The sequence below is a fragment of the Pseudomonas sp. 313 genome (assembly GCF_000316965.1).
Classification (GTDB): Bacteria; Pseudomonadota; Gammaproteobacteria; order Pseudomonadales; family Pseudomonadaceae; genus Chryseomonas; species Chryseomonas benzopyrenica.
Genome location: NZ_ANBZ01000031.1, coordinates 43,292 through 63,270, shown reverse-complemented (window position 1 = coordinate 63,270; position 19,979 = coordinate 43,292). Strand labels below are relative to the sequence as shown.

Genomic DNA, 19,979 nt, shown 5'->3' with positions numbered 1-19,979 from the left:
AGTAGTAAATGAGCATTCCGATGGTCTTTTCAACGCCGTTTGGCCGACGCGCAGCAGCCTTTGAATAGGCTCTAACGAACGACCCAGCGCTGCCGGGCCCAGTTACTCAGCAGATCCACGCCCAGCACCAGCACCAGCATGCCGAGGATCACGGTGGCGGCCTGGGCCTGCTGGAACAGGCTCAGGCTGAAGTACAGCTGCTGCCCCAGGCCGCCGGCGCCGACGAAGCCGAGGATGCTGGCCATGCGGATGTTGTTTTCCCAGCGATAGAGCAGATAGGCCAGCAACTGCGGCCAGACTGCCGGCAGGGTGCCGTAGAGAAAGGCCGCCAGCGCGCCACCGCCGGCCAGGCGAATGGCTTCGGCAGGCGCCTTGGGGGTGTTTTCCAGGGCTTCGGCGAACAGCCGGCCAAGCACCCCGGCGGTGTGTAGGGCCAGCGCCAGGGTGCCGGCATTGGGTCCCAGGCCGGCGGCCAGCACCATCAGCGCCGCCCAGACCAGTTCCGGCACGGCGCGCAGGGCATTGAGCAGCAGCCGCGCCAGCGCCAGGGCGGCCAGGCCGAAGCGGCCGGCCGCCAGCAGCGCCAGCAGGATGCCCAGTAGCCCGGCGAGCAGGGTACCCAGGGCCGACATCGCCAGGGTTTCCACAGCGCCCCGGGCCACGGCCGACAGCTGGGCGAGGGAGAAATCCGGCTTGAGGAAATCGGCCAGGAAGCTACCCATCTGACCCAGGGCGCGGGCGCTCAGCAATTCGCCAAAGGCGGTGCCCAGGTAGCTGATGGACGCCAGCAGGGCGGTGCCCATCGCCACTACCGTCAACAGCCCGGGGCCACGGCCTCGGCCGCGCTCCACCTGGCGCAGCAGCCGGCTCAGCACATCGGCCAGCAGCACCAGCACCAGGAAGGTCAGCAGCAGGCTGGCCACCTCGCCACCGGCGAACATGCGTAGCGACAGGTCGACCTGCTGGCCGAGGCCGCCAGCGCCGACGAAGCCCATCACCACCGAGGCGCGGATGGCGCACTCCCAGCGGTAGACGCTGTAGGAAATCATCTCGCCCGCGGCATTGGGCAGCACGCCATAGACGAAGGCCTGCAGGCGACCGGCGCCCTGGAGCAGCAGGGCCCGCGCCGGGCGGGGATCGACCGATTCGAAGATCTCCGCATAGACCTTGCCCAGCATGCCGCCGTAGGTGATGGCGATGGCCAGCACCCCCGCCGTGGGGCCCAGGCCGACGGCGCGGACGAACAGCAGCGCCCAGACGATCTCCGGCACGCTGCGCAGGACGATCAGTACCCCGCGGACCAGCCCGCGGAGCAGGCGTGGCAACCGACCGGGGCGACCGGCGCGGGGCAGGGCGGAAATCGACAGCGCGCGGGTGGCTAGCAGGGCAGCGGGCAGGGCGATCAGTGCCGCCAGGGCCATGCCCAAGGTGGCGATGGCCAGGGTTTCCAGGGTGGCGCGACCCAGCACGGCGAGAAAGTCGGCGTCATGGGCCGGGGGCCAGAAGCCGGCGAGAAAGTTGCCCATGGTGCGGGCATTGTCGCCGGTGAAGAGGCCCAGCAGATCGAATTCCGCCAGGCGCAGCGTCGGCCAGGCCAGCACCAGGGCCAGCAGGGTGAGCAGCAGGCGGGGCCGGGCAGCGGGGTCCCGACGAGGCGGATTCAGCATCGTGGCAGATCGAGCGGTGTCTCGGCCGGAGTCGGCGCGGCGGGCGCTAGGGTGGTACTCAGGCCGTCATTGGCATAGAGCGCCGCGAGATCGGCCTCGCTCACCGCGCTGGCGGGCTTGTCCCACAGCAGCCGACCGGCACGCAGACCGAGGATGCGCGGAAAGCGCTGTAGCGCCAGTTCGACGTTGTGCAGGCTGGTGACCAGGGTGCTGCCCTGGCGCCCGGCGGCGTCGCGCAGCACCTCCAGGGTATGGCCGGCCAGCACCGGGTCCATGGCCGACACGGGTTCGTCGGCGAGCAGCAGCTGCGGTTGCTGGTAGAGCGCCCGGGCGATGCCGATGCGCTGCAGCTGGCCACCGGACAACTGATCGCAGGAGGCGTAGAGACGGTCGGCGAGATCCAGCGGCGTCAGGGCCGCAGCGGCGCCGTCACGATCCAGGGGATGCACCAGGCTGATCAGGCTACGCGCCAGCGACCACTGGCCGAGCCGTCCGGCCAGCACCGCGGTGATGACTCTCTGGCGTGCGGGCAGCGGCGGGGCCTGGTGGATGAGACCGATACGGGCGCGCAGCTGGCGCCGCGCGCGGTTGCCCAGCGTCCAGGGATCTTCCCCGAGTAGCTCCAGCTGACCCGTCACGGGCCGCAGCCCGGTGGCGAGCAGCCGCAGCAGGCTGGTCTTGCCCGCCCCGGACGGGCCGATTAGGGCGACCTGCTCACCCTGTTCCAGGTGCAGGTCGAGATCGGCCAGGGCGGGCGAGCCGTCGGCGTGTACCAGCGTCACGCCCCTGAGGGCGAGACTCACTTGAGCAGGCCGGCTGCCAGGGCGGAAGCTTCGATGCTCTTGTAGTTGTCCGGCGAGGTCGGCACGAAGCGGCTGGCCGCCTGCAGGTCGAGGATCGCCTTGTCCGCCGGCTTGGCCGGGTCCAGGTCGAGGAAGGCCTGCTTGATCTTGGCCGCCAGTTGCGGATCCAGATTGCCCCGCACCGTCCAGTTGTAGTCGTAGTAGGCCGGGGTGGTGGCGATCACCCGCACCTTGCTGGTGTCGACCTTGCCGGCGTCGACCAGCTTCTTCCACACCGAGGCGTTGAGCACCCCGGCATCGGCCTTGCCCGCGGCAACCCAGGCGACGGTGGCGTCATGGGCGCCGGAATAGGCTACCCGCGAGAAGAACTGCTCGGGAACGATGCCGTCCTGCTGCATGAAGTAGCGCGGCATCAGGCTGCCCGAGGTGGAGGAGACCGAACCAAAGGCGAAGGTCTTGCCCTTGAGGTCCTGCAGACTCTTCACGGCCGGATCGGCGGTGATGAATTTGCTGGTGAACTGCTGATCTTCCTCACGCTGTACCAGGGGATTCATCGGCGCCTTGCGCTGCGCCTGGACGAAGGTGAAGCCACCGAACCAGGCCAGGTCCAGCCGATCCGACGCCATGGCTTCCACCACGCTGGCATAGTCGGACACCGGCACGAACTTGACCGGCATGCCCAGGCGTTGCTCCAGGTATTCGCCCAGCGGCTTGAACTTGCGGATCAGCTCGGTGGGCGCCTCGTCGGGAATGGCCGAGACGCGCAGTTCGTCGGCGGCATGGGAAAGCAGGGACGTCAGGGACAGGGCCAGGCCTGCTGCCAGGGCCAGCGAACGCTTGAGCATGGGTTTCTCCGGTTCAATAGCGGAAAAAAAGGGGCTGCAGTATAGGGGGTGACGCTCGATTGCGCAGCCGTCACGGGGCCGGAGGCCTTGCCGGAACGTGCGGCGCAGCGACGGAAACGCTCTAGACGGCGACTGCGCGGCGGACTCGAAGCAGCGTTCGAGTCCGCCAGGGAGGGGGAGATTAGCCGGCAGGCGCTCAGGTCTCGTCGAAGAAGCGCTCGTTCCAGTCCACCAGGGGTTGTGGCGAATTGAGCTTCTGCCCGTAGATCACCGCGTAGGCCAGCACGTTCTGCACGTATTGCCGCGTCTCGTCGAAGGGAATGGTCTCCACCCAGACATCGAAGGCCAGGTGGCGGGCGCCGTTCAGCCAGCGCTTCACCCGGCCCGGGCCGGCGTTGTAGGCGGCCGAGGCCAGCACGCGGTTGCCGTTGAACTGGGCATGGACCATGGACAGATAGGCGGTGCCCAGCTGGATGTTCTTTTCCGGGGTCAGCGCCTGCTGCGGCGAGGCCAGGGGAATGGCGAACTTGCTGGCGGTATGGCTGGCGGTGGCCGGCATCAGCTGCATCAGCCCCATGGCGCCCACGCCGGAGCGCGCATCGGCCATGAAACCGCTCTCCTGGCGGGTGATGGCGAACACCCAGCTGCTGTGCAGGCCGCGGGTCTGGGCCTCGCGCACGAAGCTCTCGCGATAGGCGATGGGGAAGCGGATATCCAGGTCGTCCCAGTACTTGGCCAGGCTGATGGTGCGAATCGCCGGGAAGTACCACTGCATGTCGTAGGCCATGCGCGCCTGGGCCACCAGTTCGTCACGGTTGAAGTGCCGGCTGACGTAGAACCACTCGCGGCGGGCATTGATCGGCTCGCCGCGAGCGATGAATTCCAGGGCCCGCTGCACGCCCGGGGTGTTGCGTACCTTGCGCTTGAGGGCGTCGCTGAGCATCAGCGGCTTGTTGTTGAGCTGATAGGGCGCCTTGCTGCGGTCGGCAGCGAGAAAGCCGTAATAGTCACGCTCGCGACTGACTTCGGCGTATTCGCGCAGCACCGCCGGACTCTGCGGCTGCATCAGCTCCAGGGTGCGGGCGCGCCAGTATTCCCAGCGATTGGCCTTGGCCAGGCTGGGCGGAAAGCGCTCGATCAGGGCATGGGCATCGCTCCAGCGACCCAGGCGCAGGAGCAGTCGGGCGCGCCATTCGCTGACGTCGTCATCACGCAGCTCGGGATCGTAACGCTCCATCAACGGCAGGGCGCGCGGATCGAAGTTCTTCGCCAGGGTCAGGCCGATCTGGCGGGCGATGGCGACCTTTTCGTCGCGGGTGAAGGGCATGCGCTGGCTGTAGACATCGAGCAGACCCATGGCCTGTTCCGGATCCTGGCGCGCCAGTTTGCGCAGTCCCAGGCCGACCACGTCGGCGAGGCTCTCGCTGGCCGGGGCGAAAGCCTGGACATTGGCGATCTGCTGCGGCTTCTGCGCTACGTCGATCAGCCGCTGGGCCTGGCCGGACAGCGTCGGCAACTGGGCGGAGAGGGTGCGCACCAGGCCGTATTCGCCCTTGTCGGCGGCCAGCTTGGCGCGCTCCCAGACCCGCTCCTCGGTGAGCTGGCCGCGCGCCGCCCAGGCCTGGAACAGGCCGTCGCAGCTGGTCGGCTGGGCTTTGCCCACCAGCCAGTACTTCTCCGCCAGCTTGAAGCCCTCGCTGGCATTGCCCTGGGCGATCAGGTACTGGCCGTGCAGGCAATCCAGTTCGGTGAAGTTGTAGTCGGGCGAATAGTATTTCTCGAAGCGATTCCAGTCGCCGCGATCGGCCAGGCTGCGCAGCCAGCGCAGACGCAGCCAGTTGGACTGCGGCAGATCGCCGTGCTCGGCGAGAAAGGTCTCGATCTCGGCGTCGCTGGCGCCGGGGACGCGCTTGATCAGCTCGTCGTAGGCCAGGTAGGGCTCCAGCGGATAGGTGCGCAGTTCGCCGCGATTGGCCAGGTAAACGCTGGCGTCGCCGCGATCCAGCGCCGCCTTGGCCTGGTCGTAGAGTTGCCGCTGCTGCTCTAGGGGAGCGGCTTGCGAGGTGGTGGAGCCGATCAGGGGAGCGAGGAGCAGGGGCAGGATGACGAACAGGCGACCGCGCATGGGAATTCCGTAAAAGCTGAATGCGGAGGAGGCGGCGCGCCAGGCTCAGGGCCAGCGGCCGACCGTCACGGGGCAGTCTAGCTTACGTGCCGGCGCCAGGCGGCGAAAGCGTCGGCCATGGCCTGCCGTCGGGCGGTCCGGGCGTTTCGCCGGGTCGCGTCGACCGGCGCTAGGGTAGGCGTCTCTGCTAGACTGGCTGGCCTTTTTCGCGGAGAAACCCATGGCGCTGCTCAAGTTCACCAACGTATCCCTGGCCTTTGGCGTCACCCCCTTACTGGACGGGGTGTCCTGGCAGATCGAACGGGGCGAGCGGGTATGCATCATCGGCCGCAACGGCACCGGCAAATCCAGCCTCTTGCGCATCGTCAAGGGCGAGCAGCAGGCCGACGACGGCGAGGTCTGGCGCGCGCCGGCGCTGAAGATCGGCGAGCTGCCGCAGGAACTGCCGCGCGCCGACGACCGCTCGGTGTTCGACGTGGTGGCCGCCGGCCTGGCGGGCGTCGGCGAGCTGCTCGCCGAATACCATCACCTGACCCAGGACACCAGCGGTGAACTGGACATGGACCGCCTCATGCACGTCCAGCAGGAGCTGGAGGCCCGCGATGGCTGGCGCCTGCAGCAACTGGTGGAGAGCACCCTGAGCCGGCTGCAGCTGCCGGCGGAAAAGACCCTCGCCGAACTGTCCGGTGGCTGGCGGCGGCGCGTGCTGCTGGCTCAGGCCCTGGTGGCCGAGCCCGATCTGCTGCTGCTCGACGAACCCACCAACCACCTGGACATCGGGGCCATCGCCTGGCTGGAAGACGCCCTGCGCGGCTATCCCGGCGCCGTGCTGTTCATCACCCACGACCGGGCCTTCCTTCAGGCGCTGGCCACCCGCATCCTCGAACTGGACCGCGGCAACCTGATCGATTGGCAGGGCGACTACGCCAGCTTCCTGGTGCACAAGGAGCAGCAGCTGGCGGCGGAAGAGACCGCCAATGCCCTGTTCGACAAGCGCCTGGCCCAGGAAGAGGTCTGGATCCGCCAGGGCATCAAGGCCCGACGTACCCGTAACGAAGGCCGGGTCCGTGCCCTCAAGGCCATGCGCAACGAACGCAGCGAGCGACGCGAACGCCAGGGCAAGGCCAATCTGTTGCTGGAAACGGCCGACAAGTCCGGCAAGCAGGTCATCCTCGCCGAGCACATGAGCTATGCCCACCCCGGCGGCGAGCCGCTCATCCGCGACCTGACCCTGCTGATCCAGCGTGGCGATCGCATCGGCCTGCTCGGCCCCAATGGCTCGGGCAAGACCACCCTGCTTAAGTTGCTGCTGGGTGACCTGCAGCCCACCACCGGCAAGATCCAGTACGGCACCAAGCTGGAGATCGCCTACTTCGACCAGCTGCGCCTGCAACTGGAGCCGGAGAAGACGGTGATCGACAACCTCGCCGAGGGTCGCGAATTCATCACCATCAACGGCCAGGATCGCCATGTGCTGAGCTACCTGGGCGATTTCCTGTTCAGCCCCCAGCGTGCCCGTACCCCGGTCAAGGCGCTGTCCGGTGGCGAGCGCGCGCGCCTGCTGCTGGCCAAGCTGTTCAGCAAGCCGGCCAACCTGCTGGTGCTGGACGAACCCACCAACGACCTCGACGTCGAGACCCTGGAACTGCTCGAAGAGGTGCTGCTGAGTTTCGAGGGCACCGTGCTGATGGTCAGCCACGACCGGGCTTTCCTCGACAACGTGGTGACCAGCACCCTGGTGTTCGAAGGGGAAGGGCGGGTACGGGAGTACGTCGGTGGCTACCAGGATTGGCTGCGCCAGGGTGGCTCACCGCGCCTGCTGGGCGTACAAACCCGCGAAGACAAGCCGGTACAGCCGGCCGCCAAGGCCGAGCCTGCTCCTGTGGCGGCACCCGCAGCCGCGCCGGCCAAGCGCAAGCTCAGCTACAAGGAGCAGCGTGAGCTGGACGCCCTGCCAGGCGCCATCGAAACCGCGGAGATCGAACTGGAAGCCCTGCAGACCGCCATTGCCGATCCCGGCTTCTACCAGCTGCCGGGCGAGGTTACCCAGGCCAAGCTGGCCCGCATGGACGCGCTGCAGGCCGAACTGGACCGCCTCATCGAGCGCTGGGCCGAGTTGGAGTGATCCAACCCGGCCGCGGGATCAGGTCTTGTCCTTGTTCAGGGCCACCGCCAGGGTATCGCAAGGCGCGCCGTGCAGCAGGTCGTTGGACGTCGAGCCCAGCAGCAAGGCCAGACCGTGACGACCATGGCTGCCGACCACGATCAGGTCGCAGCCCTGCTCCTTGGCCATGCGGTGGATCTCCTGGCGCGGCTGCCCATAGGCCAGCACGCAGTTGCCAGCCAACTCGGCGTACTGGGTGGTGAAACCATCCAGTCGTTCGCGGGCCTGCTCGATCTGCTGCTGCTGCAGCGACGACAGATCCATGGGCACATCACCGCCAAAGGCCATGGCCATGGGCTCGACCACGTGCACCAGGGACACCTTGCTGCCACAGCACTGACCCAGGGCCACGGCGCGGCGGATCACCGGCTGGCAATCGTCGGTCAGGTCGACGGCAACCAATATGTGTTGGTAGGCCATACACATCTCTCCTTCATGATGGGGCGCCAGGCCGTACCGTGGCTGGCGCTCGATTCGCAGGCTTCAGGTTCTGCCTGGAAAGAACCGGCTGTCGCTCGGCAGCTGTTCAGGCAGAGGCTCGCCCACTTGTAGTTTCGACTCCAGGAGTCGGGGATAGCTCCACGGCTATCTTGCACAGAAGCGCGCCAAGCTCAAGCGCCCACCACGCGAACCCCCGGTTGCGCTTTCCCCGCGTGTCCCAATTGACAAGCGCCCGCTTTTGCCAGAAGGTTGTGCGAGCCGTTCAAACGGTTGTATGAATTTTCGCCCCGGCCCGGCCGGTGCCCTCCACAGAACAATATCGGGGCTGGCGATTTTCGGCTTCCACCCGAAGCTGCCGCCCGCCTCGCGACCAGGACTCAAGGGAGACCCGCTGATGATTTTCGAAGGCAAAGCCCTTTCGGTGCGCGACGTGGAGGACGGCATCGCCGAACTTCGCTTCGACCTCCAAGGCGAATCGGTCAACAAGTTCAGCGCCATCACCCTGCGCGAATTCCGCCAGGCCGTGGATGCCCTGAAAGCCCACGCCGGCCTGCGCGGCGTCATCGTCACCAGCGGCAAGGACGTCTTCATCGTCGGCGCCGACATCACCGAATTCGTCGAGATGTTCGGCCGGCCGACCGAAGAGCTGCAGGCCGGCATCGCCGAGATCAACCGCATCTTCAACGACTTCGAAGACCTGCCGGTGCCCACCGTGGCCGCCGTGGGCGGCATCGCCCTGGGTGGTGGTTGCGAGATGACCCTGGCCGCCGACTACCGGGTGCTGAGCACCGCCGCGCGCATCGGCTTGCCGGAAGTCAAGCTGGGCATCTATCCCGGCTGGGGCGGCACCGTTCGCCTGCCGCGCCTGATCGGCAGCGACAACGCCATCGAGTGGATCGCCTCCGGCAAGGAAAACGACGCCGCCACCGCCCTCAAGGTCGGCGTGGCCGATGCCGTGGTCGCCCCCGAGCATCTGTTCGACGCCGCCCTGGATCTGGTCCGCCGTGCTGCGGCCGGCGAGCTGGACTACAAGGCCAAGCGCAAGCCCAAGCTGGAAAAGCTGCAGCTCAATGCCATCGAAGCCATGATGGCCTTCGAATCGGCAAAGGGTTTCGTCGCCAGTCAGGCCGGTCCGCACTATCCGGCGCCGCTGGAAGCCATCAAGGCCATCCAGAAGTCCGCCAACTACGGTCGTGACAAGGCCCTGGAAGTCGAAGGCGCCGGTTTCGCCAAGATGGCCCAGACCTCGGTCTCCGCCAGCCTGGTCGGGCTGTTCCTCAATGACCAGGCGCTCAAGCGCAAGGCCAAGGTGCTGGAAAAGCAGGCTGCGCCGGTCAAGCTGACCAGCGTCCTGGGTGCCGGCATCATGGGTGGCGGCATCGCCTACCAGTCTGCGCTCAAGGGCACGCCGATCCTGATGAAGGACATTCGTGACGAAGCCCTGGAACTGGGCCTGAACGAAGCCAGCAAGCTGCTCAACAAGCGCGTCGAGAAGGGCCGCCTGGAGCCGGTGAAGATGGCCGAGGCGCTCAATCGCATCCGCCCGACCCTGTCCTATGGCGACTTCAAGAGCGTCGACCTGGTGGTCGAGGCGGTGGTCGAGAACCCCAAGGTCAAGCAGGCCGTGCTGGCCGAAGTGGAAGGCCAGGTACGCGAGGACGCCATCCTCACCTCCAACACCTCCACCATCTCCATCAGTCTCCTGGCCCAGGCGCTCAAGCGTCCGGAAAACTTCTGCGGCATGCACTTCTTCAACCCGGTGCACATGATGCCCCTCGTCGAGGTGATCCGTGGCGAGAAGACCAGCGAAAGAGCCATCGCCACCACCGTGGCCTACGCTCGCCAGATGGGCAAGAACCCCATCGTGGTCAATGACTGCCCCGGCTTCCTGGTCAACCGCATTCTCTTCCCGTACTTCGGCGGCTTCGCCGCGCTGCTGGCCCAGGGGGCCGATTTCCAGCGCGTCGACAAGCTGATGGAGAAGTTCGGCTGGCCCATGGGCCCGGCCTACCTGATGGACGTGGTCGGCATGGACACCGCCCACCACGCCCGCGACGTCATGGCCGAGGGCTTCCCCGAGCGCATGAGGGAAAGCCGCAAGACCGCGGTGGACGCCCTTTACGAAGCCCATCGCTTCGGCCAGAAGAACGGCAAGGGCTTCTATGTCTACGAGACCGACAAGAAGGGCAAGCCGAAGAAGGTCGCCGATCCGACCGTGGCCGAGGTGCTGGCACCGGTCACCTACGAACAGCGTGAATTCACCGACGAGGAGATCGTCGAGCGGATGATGGTGCCGCTGTGTCTGGAAGCCGTGCGCTGCCTGGAAGACGGCATCGTCGACAGCGCCGCCGAGGCCGACATGGGCCTGATCTACGGCATCGGCTTCCCGCCCTTCCGTGGTGGTGCGCTGCGCTACATCGACAGCCTTGGCGTGGCCGAATTCGTCGCCATGGCCGACAAGTACGCCGACCTCGGGCCGCTGTACCACCCGACCCCCAAACTCCGCGAAATGGCCGCCGCTGGCCAACGCTTCTTCGGTTGAGCCTGGAGTAAAGAAATGAGTCTGAATCCGAGAGACGTCGTCATCGTCGACTTCGCCCGCACGCCCATGGGCCGTTCCAAGGGCGGCATGCACCGCAACACCCGCGCCGAGACCCTGTCCGCGCGGCTGATCGACGCGGTCCTCGACCGCAACCCCCAGGTCAACCCGGCCGAGGTGGAAGACGTGATCTGGGGCTGCGTCAACCAGACCCTGGAACAGGGCTGGAACATCGCCCGCATGGCCTCGCTGCTGACCCGCATCCCCCATACCAGCGGCGCCCAGACGGTGAGCCGCCTGTGCGGTTCTTCCATGAGCGCCCTGCACACCGCCGCCCAGGCGATCCAGACCGGCAACGGCGACGTCTTCGTCGTCGGCGGGGTGGAGCACATGGGCCACGTCGGCATGATGCACGGCGTCGATCCGAATCCCCAGCTGTCGCTGCACGCCGCCAAAGCCTCCGGCATGATGGGCCTGACCGCCGAGATGCTGGGCAAGATGCACGGCATCACCCGCGAAGCCCAGGACCAGTTCGGCTACCGCTCTCATCAACTGGCCTGGAAGGCCACCCAGGAAGGCAAATTCAAGGACGAGATCATTCCCCTGGAAGGTCACGACGAGAACGGCTTCCTCAAGGTCTTCAGCCAGGACGAGACCATCCGTCCGGAAACCACCCTCGAAGGACTGGCGGCCCTGAAGCCGGCCTTCAACCCGAAGGGCGGGACCGTGACCGCCGGCACCTCCTCGCAGATCACTGATGGCGCCTCCTGCATGCTGGTCATGTCCGCCCAGCGCGCCCAGGACCTGGGCCTGCAACCGCTGGCCAAGATCCGCTCCATGGCGGTGGCCGGCGTCGACCCGGCGATCATGGGCTACGGTCCGGTCCCGGCCTCGCAGAAGGCGCTCAAGCGCGCCGGCCTGACCATCGCCGACATCGATTTCATCGAGCTCAACGAAGCCTTCGCCGCCCAGGCCCTGCCGGTGCTCAAGGACCTCAAGGTGCTCGACAAGATGGAGGAAAAGGTCAACCTGCACGGCGGTGCCATCGCCCTGGGTCACCCCTTCGGTTGCTCTGGCGCCAGAATTTCAGGCACGCTGTTAAATGTCATGAAACAGAATGACGGCACCTTCGGCCTGGCCACCATGTGCGTGGGGCTCGGCCAGGGCATCACCACGGTGTTCGAACGCCTGCGCTGATCCGCCGCAGCGTGCGTCATCCGACCGGGGCGCCCCCAGGGCTGCCCCGGTTTTCTTTTTTCGAGGTGGAACATGGCATTGCAGACGGGACTCTACCGGCACTACAAGGGTCAGCAGTATCGGGTGCTGGGTCTGGCCCGGCATTCGGAGACCGAGGAAGAGCTGGTCATCTATCAGGCGTTGTATGGCGAATATGGTCTCTGGGCCCGCCCCTTGAGCATGTTTCGCGAGAGCGTCCAGGTCGATGGCGAGCAGGTGCCGCGCTTCGCGCTGATCAGCGTCGAAGCCGATCCCTTGGGTCTGGATGCCACGCCGCAGCCTTGACCTTGCCGACATCGCCACTATATATAGCGGTGCCGCGTTGGCCGACCGCCCCCGGCGCACCAGACTGAAGTCGTTCTGGTCCTCCATCCGCCGTATTGGCGCTCGCCTTTCGCTCGCTCATCGCTTTCAAGCAGGAATCTGACTCTCCCATGGGTAAATCGCTGGTCATCGTGGAATCCCCGGCCAAGGCCAAGACCATCAACAAGTATCTGGGTAACCAGTACGTGGTGAAGTCGAGCATCGGCCACATCCGCGACCTTCCCACCAGCGGCGCCGGCACCGCCAAGGAGCCCGCCGCCAAGACGCGCAAGACCGCCGCCGAGGCGCCCGCGCTGTCACCCAAGGAAAAGGCCCGGCGCCAGCTCTTCACCCGCATGGGCGTCGATCCCGAACACGGCTGGAAGGCGCACTACGAGATCCTGCCTGGCAAGGAAAAGGTGATCGAGGAACTGCGCCGTTTGGCCAAGGACGCCGACACCGTCTATCTCGCAACCGACTTGGATCGCGAAGGGGAGGCCATCGCCTGGCACCTGCGGGAAGCCATCGGTGGCGACGACTCGCGCTACAAGCGCGTGGTCTTCAACGAAATTACCAAGAAGGCCATCCAGGAGGCCTTCTCCCAGCCCGGCGAACTGGACATCAATCGTGTCAACGCCCAGCAGGCGCGGCGTTTTCTTGACCGCGTGGTCGGCTACATGGTCTCGCCGCTGCTGTGGTCGAAGATCGCCCGTGGCCTGTCCGCTGGTCGAGTTCAGTCGGTAGCGGTCAAGCTGGTGGTGGAGCGCGAGCGCGAGATCCGCGCTTTCGTCCCCGAGGAATACTGGGAGATCCATGCGGACCTGGCCACGCCGAAGAAGGCCCAGGTGCGTTTCGAAGTGGTGCGCGAGAAGGGCGAAGCCTTCAAGCCGCTGAACGAAGCCCAGGCCAAGGCCGCGCTGACCAAGCTGGAAAAGGCCGCCTATCGCATCGCCAAGCGCGAAGACAAGCCGACCAGCAGCAGGCCCTCCGCACCCTTCATCACCTCCACCCTGCAGCAGGCGGCGAGCAATCGCCTGGGCTTCGGGGTGAAGAAGACCATGATGATGGCCCAGCGTCTCTATGAAGCCGGCTACATCACCTACATGCGTACCGACTCGACTAACCTGTCGGGCGATGCCATCGCCATGGCCCGTGGCTACATCGAGAGTGAATTTGGCAAGCAGTACCTGCCGGAAAAGGCCAACGTCTACGGCAGTCGCGAAGGCGCCCAGGAAGCGCACGAGGCCATCCGTCCGTCCGACGTCAACGTCAAGCCCAACAGCCTGTCGGGCATGGAACGTGACGCCGAGCGCCTGTACGAACTGATCTGGCGCCAGTTCCTGGCCTGCCAGATGCCGCCGGCCGAATACCTGTCCACCACGGTGACCGCCGCGGCGGGCGACTTCGAGCTGCGTGCCCGCGGTCGCATCCTCAAGTTCGATGGTTACACCCGCGTCCTGCCGCAGCAGAGCAAGCCGGGTGACGACGACGTCCTGCCGGAGATGAAGCAGGGCGAGGACCTCGGCCTGGTCAAGCTCGACCCGAGCCAGCACTTCACCAAGCCGCCGGCCCGCTTCTCCGAAGCCAGCCTGGTCAAGGAGCTGGAGAAGCGCGGCATCGGCCGGCCGTCCACCTATGCCGCCATCATCTCCACCATCCAGGATCGTGGCTACGTGACGGTGCACAACCGCCGTTTCTATGCCGAGAAGATGGGCGACATCGTCACCGATCGCCTCAACGAAAGTTTTGCCAACCTGATGGACTTCAGCTTCACCGCCAACATGGAAGGCAACCTGGACAACGTCGCCCAGGGCGAGCGGGACTGGAAGAATCTGCTCGACGAATTCTATGGCGACTTCAAGCAGAAGCTGGAGAACGCCGAAGCGGGCGAGAAGGGCATGAGGGCCAATCAGCCTACCCTGACCGACATTCCCTGCCAGCTCTGCGGCCGGCCGATGATGATCCGGACCGCCTCCACCGGGGTCTTCCTCGGCTGCTCGGGCTATGCCCTGCCGCCCAAGGAACGCTGCAAGGCCACCATCAACCTGGTGCCGGGCGACGAGATCGCCGAAGACGACGAGGGCGAGTCCGAATCCCTGGTTCTGCGCGGCAAGCATCGTTGCCCCATCTGCAGCACCGCGATGGACGCCTATCTGATCGACGAGCACCGCAAGTTGCACGTCTGCGGCAACAATCCGGACTGCCCGGGCTACGAGATCGAAGAGGGCAGCTATCGCATCAAGGGCTACGAAGGCCCGTCGCTGGAATGCGACAAGTGCGGCAGCGAGATGCAGCTCAAGACCGGCCGTTTCGGCAAATTCTTCGGCTGTACCAATCCGGCCTGCAAGAACACTCGCAAGTTGCTCAAGAACGGCGAGCCGGCTCCGCCGAAGATGGATGCCGTGCCCATGCCTGAGCTGCGCTGCGAAAAGGTCGACGACACCTATGTGTTGCGCGACGGGGCGTCGGGCTTGTTCCTGGCCGCCAGTGGCTTCCCGAAGAATCGCGAGACCCGTGCGCCGTTGGTCAGTGAACTGCTGCCCCATCGCGACGAGATCGATCCCAAGTACCATTATCTGCTGAGTGCCCCGGTGAAGGACGCCGAAGGCCGCCCGGCGGTGATCCGCTTCAGCCGCAAGACCAAGGAGCAGTACGTGCAGACCGAGGTCGAGGGCAAGCCCACCGGCTGGAAGGCCTTCTACGACGGCAAGAAGTGGCAGGTGGAAGAGAAGCGCTAGGGCCTTTGGCTCCGGCGCGAGACAGGTGGTCGGCGTGAGCCGGCCTGAGGAGAAGGGCATGGCCAACGAGCGTTACACCCGCACCAACCAGAAGCTCTATTTCGCCGGTCTGGCGCTGGACAGCTGGCGCTCGGCTCAGGCGGCACCCTCCGCACAAAGCCAGGGCCGCATCATGGCCGAGCGCGAGGCCTGCCTGTTTCACCTGCATGGCGCCCTGCTGGGGCTCTGTCAGGAGGTGGCAGGCTTCTACCGTCATCCCACCATGGAAGCCACGTCGCTCGCCGTCCTGCTCTCACCCGACGCCTTGAACGAGGCGCCCAGTCCGGAAATGGGTGAACTGGTGGAGCTGGCTGGCAATTCGGAGACTTGGCTGGCGCAGTTGATCGCCGAATACCAGCGGCTGCTGCAACCGCCCCAGGCGCCGCGGCGGCCCAAGCAGGACCCGACCTTGGCCCTCATCGAAGCGGTCAGCCTGGAACCGGCCGAGCCGGAACTGGGTCTTGAAGAAGTGGAAGCCTGGCGCGAAAGTCTCAAGCAGACGGCGCTCAGATTCCGCGGTGCCATGACCGAGTGGTAGGAGCCGTCCAGCTAGCATGCCGCAGAGGCCGTCAGGACGATGGCCTTGCAGACCGTCGAAAAAGGCTCAGGCAAGTCAGCCTCCCAGACCCCACGCTGTTACACTATCCGCTTAGCTGTGGAGATACTGAATGACTACTGCCTACCTGGAAATCGTTGAACTCTCCGATGGTCGCATCGTGTTGCGCCGTGCGGACGACGAGGAAGCCCTCGTGACCCTTGAGTTTTCCAGCGATGCCAAGGATTTCCTGCATGGACAGCAGATAGAGGTGGCCAAGGCCATGTTCAACCTGGGCGTGCAGATGGCGGGTCGCTTGGCCGAAGGCGACAGCCTTCAGCGTGACGATCAACCCCGCGTCCTGCACTGACTCTCCGCCTGATCCGGCATTCCGTGCGGGAATGCCGCCGCTACATCCCTTCCTGCCCGCTGCCTAGGCGAATCTGACGTTCAGACTCTGGCTATTGCCCTGGGCCGCGGCGCGTGCCAGTTGCTGCTTGCCCGCATCGCTGAGGTCGTGCAGCCAGCTGATCACCGTATGACTCTGCCCCTTGCGCAGCACCTCGCAGGCCAGTTGCAGCGTCTTGGCCGCGCTCGGCGTCTGCAGCAGGAGCACCCGTTCCGGATTCAGATGGGTACTGCGCAACCAGGCGTTGCTGAGCAGCGACGGCGGCGTGACCAGGGTCAGCCAGCGAGCATCGTCTTTGTCGCTCAGCTGGCGCAGGATGGGCGCCAGCAACTGCAGGCATTGTTCCTGGCTACCGTGCAGGGACATCTCGCTGAAGGTGTCCGGCAGCGGGGCGGCCGGCAGCTCCCGGGCCGGCTTGCCGGCCTTGGGCAGAAAGGCGGTCAGCTCCTGCAGCAGGAGCTCAGGTGCCAGGTCCAGCTCTTGAACCAACGAACGCGGGGCATCGAACATCAGGGGAAATTGCATGGCGACCTCCTGGAGGCGACTCGATCAAATCCACTTGAGGTCATGTACCACGGATACATGACGTCACTGTGCTCAGCCTGGTCTTGAGCGCTTTTTCGGAGCGCGAACCGATACCCCCGATCAAGACTTCGGCGTAAGGCAAATAGCGGTGACAAGAGGCTGGCCCGCAGGCCAGCCCTAGACGTTAGCGGCGGATGACGCCAACGCTTAACCCTTCGATGGCGAATTCCTGGGTGGAAAGATCGACTTCGATAGGGGCGAACTCGGGATTTTCCGCCAGCAGGGTTACCTGGTTGCCCGAGCGCTTGAATCTCTTCACGGTGACTTCGTCGCCCACCCGGGCCACGACGATCTGGCCATTGTGCACCTCACGGGTCACATGGACGGCCAAGAGGTCGCCATCGAGGATGCCGACGTCTCTCATGCTCATGCCCTTGACCTTGAGCAGGTAGTCGGCACGGGGCTGGAAGAAGGCCGGGTTGATGGCGCAGTTTTCCTCGACGTTCTGCTCGGCCAGGATGGGGGCGCCCGCGGCGACCCGACCGATGACTGGCAGGCTCTCGTCGGCCTTGCGCGTGGTATCCAGCCCCGGGATGCGGATGCCACGAGAGGCGCCCGGCGTCATCTCGATGGCGCCCTTGCGGGCCAGGGCCTTGAGGTGCTCCTCGGCCGCATTCGGCGATTTGAAACCAAGCTCCTGCGCGATCTCCGCGCGGGTAGGCGGAAAGCCATTGGCTTCGAGGCAACGCTTGATGAAGGCCAGGATCTCGGCTTGTCGCGGTGTCAGTTTCAGCATGATGCACGTCGCGTCGTCTAATGATGCTGTGATTATATACAGTAACTCCAGGTGGTAGGCAAGGGCACCTGGCCCGGCTTCGGACGACAGGCCGGATTGGTGGCAAATAGCCCGCAAACAGCGGAAGGACGAGTGCTCCAGCGCTTTCAGGTCAGGCTCACCGCCCGAACTGCGATTGACTTGGATAGCGTTTGAAACATATGTTTCAAACGGAAATTCATCTATCGAGGAAGGTCATGGCGCAGTCGGATACCGTGGAGCGCATTCTGGATGCGGCCGAGCAACTGTTCGCCGAGCGCGGCTTTGCCGAAACCTCGCTGCGACTCATCACCACCCGCGCCGGGGTCAATCTGGCGGCCGTCAACTATCACTTCGGCTCCAAGAAGGCCCTGATCCAGGCGGTGTTCTCGCGCTTTCTCGATCCCTTCTGCTTCAACCTGGAGCGGGATCTGGATCAGTGGCAGCCGAAGAACGGGGAAGAGGTGAGCCTGGAGGCGCTGCTGAATCTGCTGGTGGACCACTCCCTGGCCATCAAGCCACGGCATGGCAATGACCTCTCGGTGTTCATGCGTCTGCTGGGTCTGGCGTTCAGCCAGAGCCAAGGCCACCTGCGCAAATACCTGGAACAGACCTATGGGCGTGCCTTCCGCCGCTTCCTGCTGCTGGTGAACCGCGCCGTGCCCGAGATTCCGCCCCTGGAGCTGTTCTGGCGCGCCCACTTCATGCTGGGCGCGGCGGTGTTCAGCATGTCCGGCATCAAGGCACTGCGGGCGATCGGCGAGAACGATTTCGGCGTCGATACCCACACCGACCAGGTGCTGCGGCTGATGGTCCCCTTCCTCGCCACCGGCATGCGGGCGCCGACGGCGATGCATGCACCGGAGCTGGCCCAGGCCCAGTATCGGCCGCGGCGGCCAGTCGCGGTGGAGACGGCCGAGACCTACTAGGCTGCGGCATCGAGGGTGGCTGGGGTAAGCTTGCGTCCCTTTCACGGCGCCATGCGCCGGAGCATTCGGACGAGGTACCCATGCAAGGCTCCCTGATGGTCGATATCGCTGGCACCTGGCTCACCGCCGAGGATCGTCAGCTGCTGCGCCAGCCAGAGGTGGGCGGACTGATCCTGTTCGCCCGCAACATCGAAACCCCGGGGCAGGTCCGCGAACTGTGCCGCGCGATCCGCGCGGTGCGCCCGGAGCTGTTGCTGGCCGTGGACCAGGAAGGCGGTCGCGTGCAGCGCCTGCGCCGCGACGTGGTACGGCTGCCGGCCATGGGGCAGCTGGGCGGTCGCGCGGACAGCCTGGAATTGGCCCGGCTCTGTGGCTGGATCATGGCGACCGAGATCCTGGCGGTGGGGCTGGACTTCAGCTTCGCTCCGGTGCTGGACGTCGACCATGGGCGCAGTCAGGTCATAGGCCTGCGCTCCTTCGGCGCTGCCGAGCAGGTGATCAGGCTGGGCGGTGCCTTCATCGCCGGCATGGGTGACGCCGGCATGGCCGCCACGGGCAAGCATTTCCCCGGGCATGGCTGGGCCGAAGCCGATTCCCACTATGCCATTCCCACCGACGAGCGCGATCTGGACACCCTGCTGCGCACCGACCTGCGCCCGTTCCAGGCGCTGCTGCCAGCGCTGGGTGGCGTCATGCCCGCCCATGTCATCTATCCTGCCGTGGATCCCCAGCCGGCCGGCTTTTCCCGACGCTGGCTGCAGGACATCCTGCGCGGCGAACTGGATTACCAGGGGGTGATCTTCAGCGACGACCTGTCCATGGCCGGTGCCCATGTGGCCGGCGATGCCGGTCAGCGCGTCGAAGCGGCCCTCAGCGCTGGTTGCGACATGGGACTGGTCTGCAACGATCGCGCGGCGGCCGAGCTGGCCCTGACCCGGGTACAGCAGCTGGGCGTTTCGCCCGCGCCACGGTTGGCCAGCATGAGGGCTCGTCGCCACGTCGATCTCGATTATCGGCAGCAGCCGCAGTGGAGTCTTGCCCTGCAGCGGCTGCGCCAGGCTGAACTCATCTAGAGGACGTATCCATGACCACCTACGCTATCATCGGAGGCACCGGCCTCACCGCGCTCGCCGGCCTGGAGCTGGACCAGGCCCAGACCTTCGAAACGCCCTGGGGAGAGCCTTCGGCACCCGTGCGGCGCGGTCGCTATGCTGGCCGCGAGGTGCTGTTCCTGGCGCGCCATGGCCATCCCCATCGCCTTCCGCCGCATCAGGTCAACTACCGCGCCAACCTCTGGGCGCTCAAGGAGGCCGGTGCCGACGCCATCGTCGCGGTGAATGCCGTGGGCGGTATCCATGCGGCCATGGGCAGCGGCCATCTGTGCGTGCCCCATCAACTGGTGGACTATACCTGGGGGCGCGGCCATACCTTCTTCGAAGGCGCGGACCTGGAGCAGGTCACCCACATCGACTTCAGCTTTCCCTACGACGAGCCCTTGCGTCAGCGGCTGCTGAGCGCACTGCGCACGCTGCAACTGGCGCACAGCGACCACGGCGTCTACGCCGCGACCCAGGGGCCGCGGTTGGAGACTGCAGGGGAGATCGTCCGCCTGGAGCGCGACGGCTGCGACATCGTCGGCATGACCGGAATGCCGGAAGCGGCCCTGGCCCGGGAACTGGGTCTGCCCTATGCCTGCCTGGCGCTGGTGGTGAATCCGGCCGCCGGCAAGGTGCAGCGGGAAATCACCATGGCTGAGATCGAAGCCGTCCTCGCCAGCGGCATCGATGAGGTCCGGCAGGTGCTGGCCGAGGTGCTGACGGGCTGATAGCACCCGAGCCGCTCCCAGGATGCCCCGGGAGCGGCTCTT

The 19,979-nt window shown here is 65.9% G+C and carries 17 protein-coding genes and 1 pseudogene; 10 read left to right on the top strand and 8 right to left on the bottom strand.

Annotation, left to right across the window (positions count from 1 at the left end; all coding sequences use genetic code 11):
- Positions 1 to 71: 71 nt before the first annotated feature.
- From phnE to C722_RS0106855, 5 genes and pseudogenes are all read right to left on the bottom strand, one after another.
- Entirely contained in the window at positions 72 to 803 is a 732-nt protein-coding gene (gene phnE / locus C722_RS26670) for a phosphonate ABC transporter, permease protein PhnE (protein ID WP_231893118.1), read from the bottom strand.
- A gap of 51 nt (positions 804 to 854) precedes the next feature.
- A pseudogene (locus C722_RS26665) lies at positions 855 to 1,667 on the bottom strand (PhnE/PtxC family ABC transporter permease); the annotation flags it as partial.
- A complete protein-coding gene (locus C722_RS0106865) occupies positions 1,661 to 2,470 on the bottom strand; it encodes a phosphonate ABC transporter ATP-binding protein (RefSeq protein WP_017639790.1) in 810 nt (269 codons plus the stop codon). The pseudogene C722_RS26665 and the gene C722_RS0106865, both read right to left, overlap by 7 nt.
- Entirely contained in the window at positions 2,467 to 3,315 is an 849-nt protein-coding gene (locus C722_RS0106860; protein WP_017639789.1) for a putative selenate ABC transporter substrate-binding protein, read from the bottom strand. The genes C722_RS0106865 and C722_RS0106860 overlap by 4 nt, the downstream gene beginning before the upstream one ends.
- A gap of 196 nt (positions 3,316 to 3,511) precedes the next feature.
- Positions 3,512 to 5,440, bottom strand: a complete 1,929-nt coding sequence (locus C722_RS0106855; RefSeq protein WP_017639788.1) for a transglycosylase SLT domain-containing protein — start codon at positions 5,438 to 5,440, stop codon at positions 3,512 to 3,514.
- Between the two features lie 220 nt (positions 5,441 to 5,660).
- Here C722_RS0106855 and C722_RS0106850 point away from each other — a divergent pair, with 220 nt between their 5' ends.
- Positions 5,661 to 7,565, top strand: coding sequence for an ATP-binding cassette domain-containing protein (locus C722_RS0106850; RefSeq protein WP_017639787.1), 1,905 nt, complete (start codon positions 5,661 to 5,663; stop codon positions 7,563 to 7,565).
- Positions 7,566 to 7,583: 18 nt separating this feature from the next.
- Here the strand turns inward: C722_RS0106850 and C722_RS0106845 are convergent, their stop codons facing one another.
- Positions 7,584 to 8,024, bottom strand: coding sequence for a universal stress protein (locus tag C722_RS0106845; protein WP_017639786.1), 441 nt, complete (start codon positions 8,022 to 8,024; stop codon positions 7,584 to 7,586).
- A 415-nt stretch (positions 8,025 to 8,439) separates the two neighbouring features.
- On the opposite strand from C722_RS0106845, the gene fadB reads away from it, so the two are divergent.
- The 6 genes from fadB to C722_RS0106815 all read left to right on the top strand — a co-directional run bounded on the left by fadB (position 8,440) and on the right by C722_RS0106815 (position 15,805).
- Positions 8,440 to 10,587: a fatty acid oxidation complex subunit alpha FadB gene (gene fadB, locus C722_RS0106840; RefSeq protein ID WP_017639785.1), complete on the top strand. Its 2,148-nt coding sequence runs from the start codon at positions 8,440 to 8,442 to the stop codon at positions 10,585 to 10,587.
- Between the two features lie 15 nt (positions 10,588 to 10,602).
- The gene (gene fadA, locus C722_RS0106835) at positions 10,603 to 11,781 is read left to right on the top strand and encodes an acetyl-CoA C-acyltransferase FadA (RefSeq protein ID WP_017639784.1); all 1,179 of its coding nucleotides are present in this window, start codon (positions 10,603 to 10,605) and stop codon (positions 11,779 to 11,781) included.
- Between the two features lie 72 nt (positions 11,782 to 11,853).
- A complete protein-coding gene (locus C722_RS0106830) occupies positions 11,854 to 12,105 on the top strand; it encodes a DUF1653 domain-containing protein (protein ID WP_026083700.1) in 252 nt (83 codons plus the stop codon).
- A 149-nt stretch (positions 12,106 to 12,254) separates the two neighbouring features.
- Positions 12,255 to 14,861: a type I DNA topoisomerase gene (gene topA, locus C722_RS0106825; RefSeq protein ID WP_017639782.1), complete on the top strand. Its 2,607-nt coding sequence runs from the start codon at positions 12,255 to 12,257 to the stop codon at positions 14,859 to 14,861.
- Positions 14,862 to 14,919: 58 nt separating this feature from the next.
- Positions 14,920 to 15,438: a DUF6586 family protein gene (locus tag C722_RS0106820; protein ID WP_017639781.1), complete on the top strand. Its 519-nt coding sequence runs from the start codon at positions 14,920 to 14,922 to the stop codon at positions 15,436 to 15,438.
- A 130-nt stretch (positions 15,439 to 15,568) separates the two neighbouring features.
- Positions 15,569 to 15,805, top strand: coding sequence for a hypothetical protein (locus C722_RS0106815; protein WP_007162387.1), 237 nt, complete (start codon positions 15,569 to 15,571; stop codon positions 15,803 to 15,805).
- Positions 15,806 to 15,868: 63 nt separating this feature from the next.
- Here the strand turns inward: C722_RS0106815 and sulA are convergent, their stop codons facing one another.
- On the bottom strand, positions 15,869 to 16,369 hold the full coding sequence (gene sulA / locus C722_RS0106810; RefSeq protein WP_017639780.1) for an SOS-induced cell division inhibitor SulA: 501 nt from the start codon (positions 16,367 to 16,369) through the stop codon (positions 15,869 to 15,871).
- A 184-nt stretch (positions 16,370 to 16,553) separates the two neighbouring features.
- The gene (gene lexA, locus C722_RS0106805; protein ID WP_026083698.1) at positions 16,554 to 17,165 is read right to left on the bottom strand and encodes a transcriptional repressor LexA; all 612 of its coding nucleotides are present in this window, start codon (positions 17,163 to 17,165) and stop codon (positions 16,554 to 16,556) included.
- A 236-nt stretch (positions 17,166 to 17,401) separates the two neighbouring features.
- Here lexA and C722_RS0106800 point away from each other — a divergent pair, with 236 nt between their 5' ends.
- The 3 genes from C722_RS0106800 to C722_RS0106790 all read left to right on the top strand — a co-directional run bounded on the left by C722_RS0106800 (position 17,402) and on the right by C722_RS0106790 (position 19,937).
- A complete protein-coding gene (locus C722_RS0106800; RefSeq protein WP_017639779.1) occupies positions 17,402 to 18,112 on the top strand; it encodes a TetR/AcrR family transcriptional regulator in 711 nt (236 codons plus the stop codon).
- An 80-nt stretch (positions 18,113 to 18,192) separates the two neighbouring features.
- Entirely contained in the window at positions 18,193 to 19,185 is a 993-nt protein-coding gene (nagZ, locus tag C722_RS0106795) for a beta-N-acetylhexosaminidase (RefSeq protein ID WP_017639778.1), read from the top strand.
- Positions 19,186 to 19,196: 11 nt separating this feature from the next.
- Positions 19,197 to 19,937 (top strand): S-methyl-5'-thioinosine phosphorylase, encoded by a 741-nt coding sequence (locus C722_RS0106790; RefSeq protein WP_017639777.1) that lies wholly within the window; start codon positions 19,197 to 19,199, stop codon positions 19,935 to 19,937.
- Positions 19,938 to 19,979 lie beyond the last annotated feature (42 nt).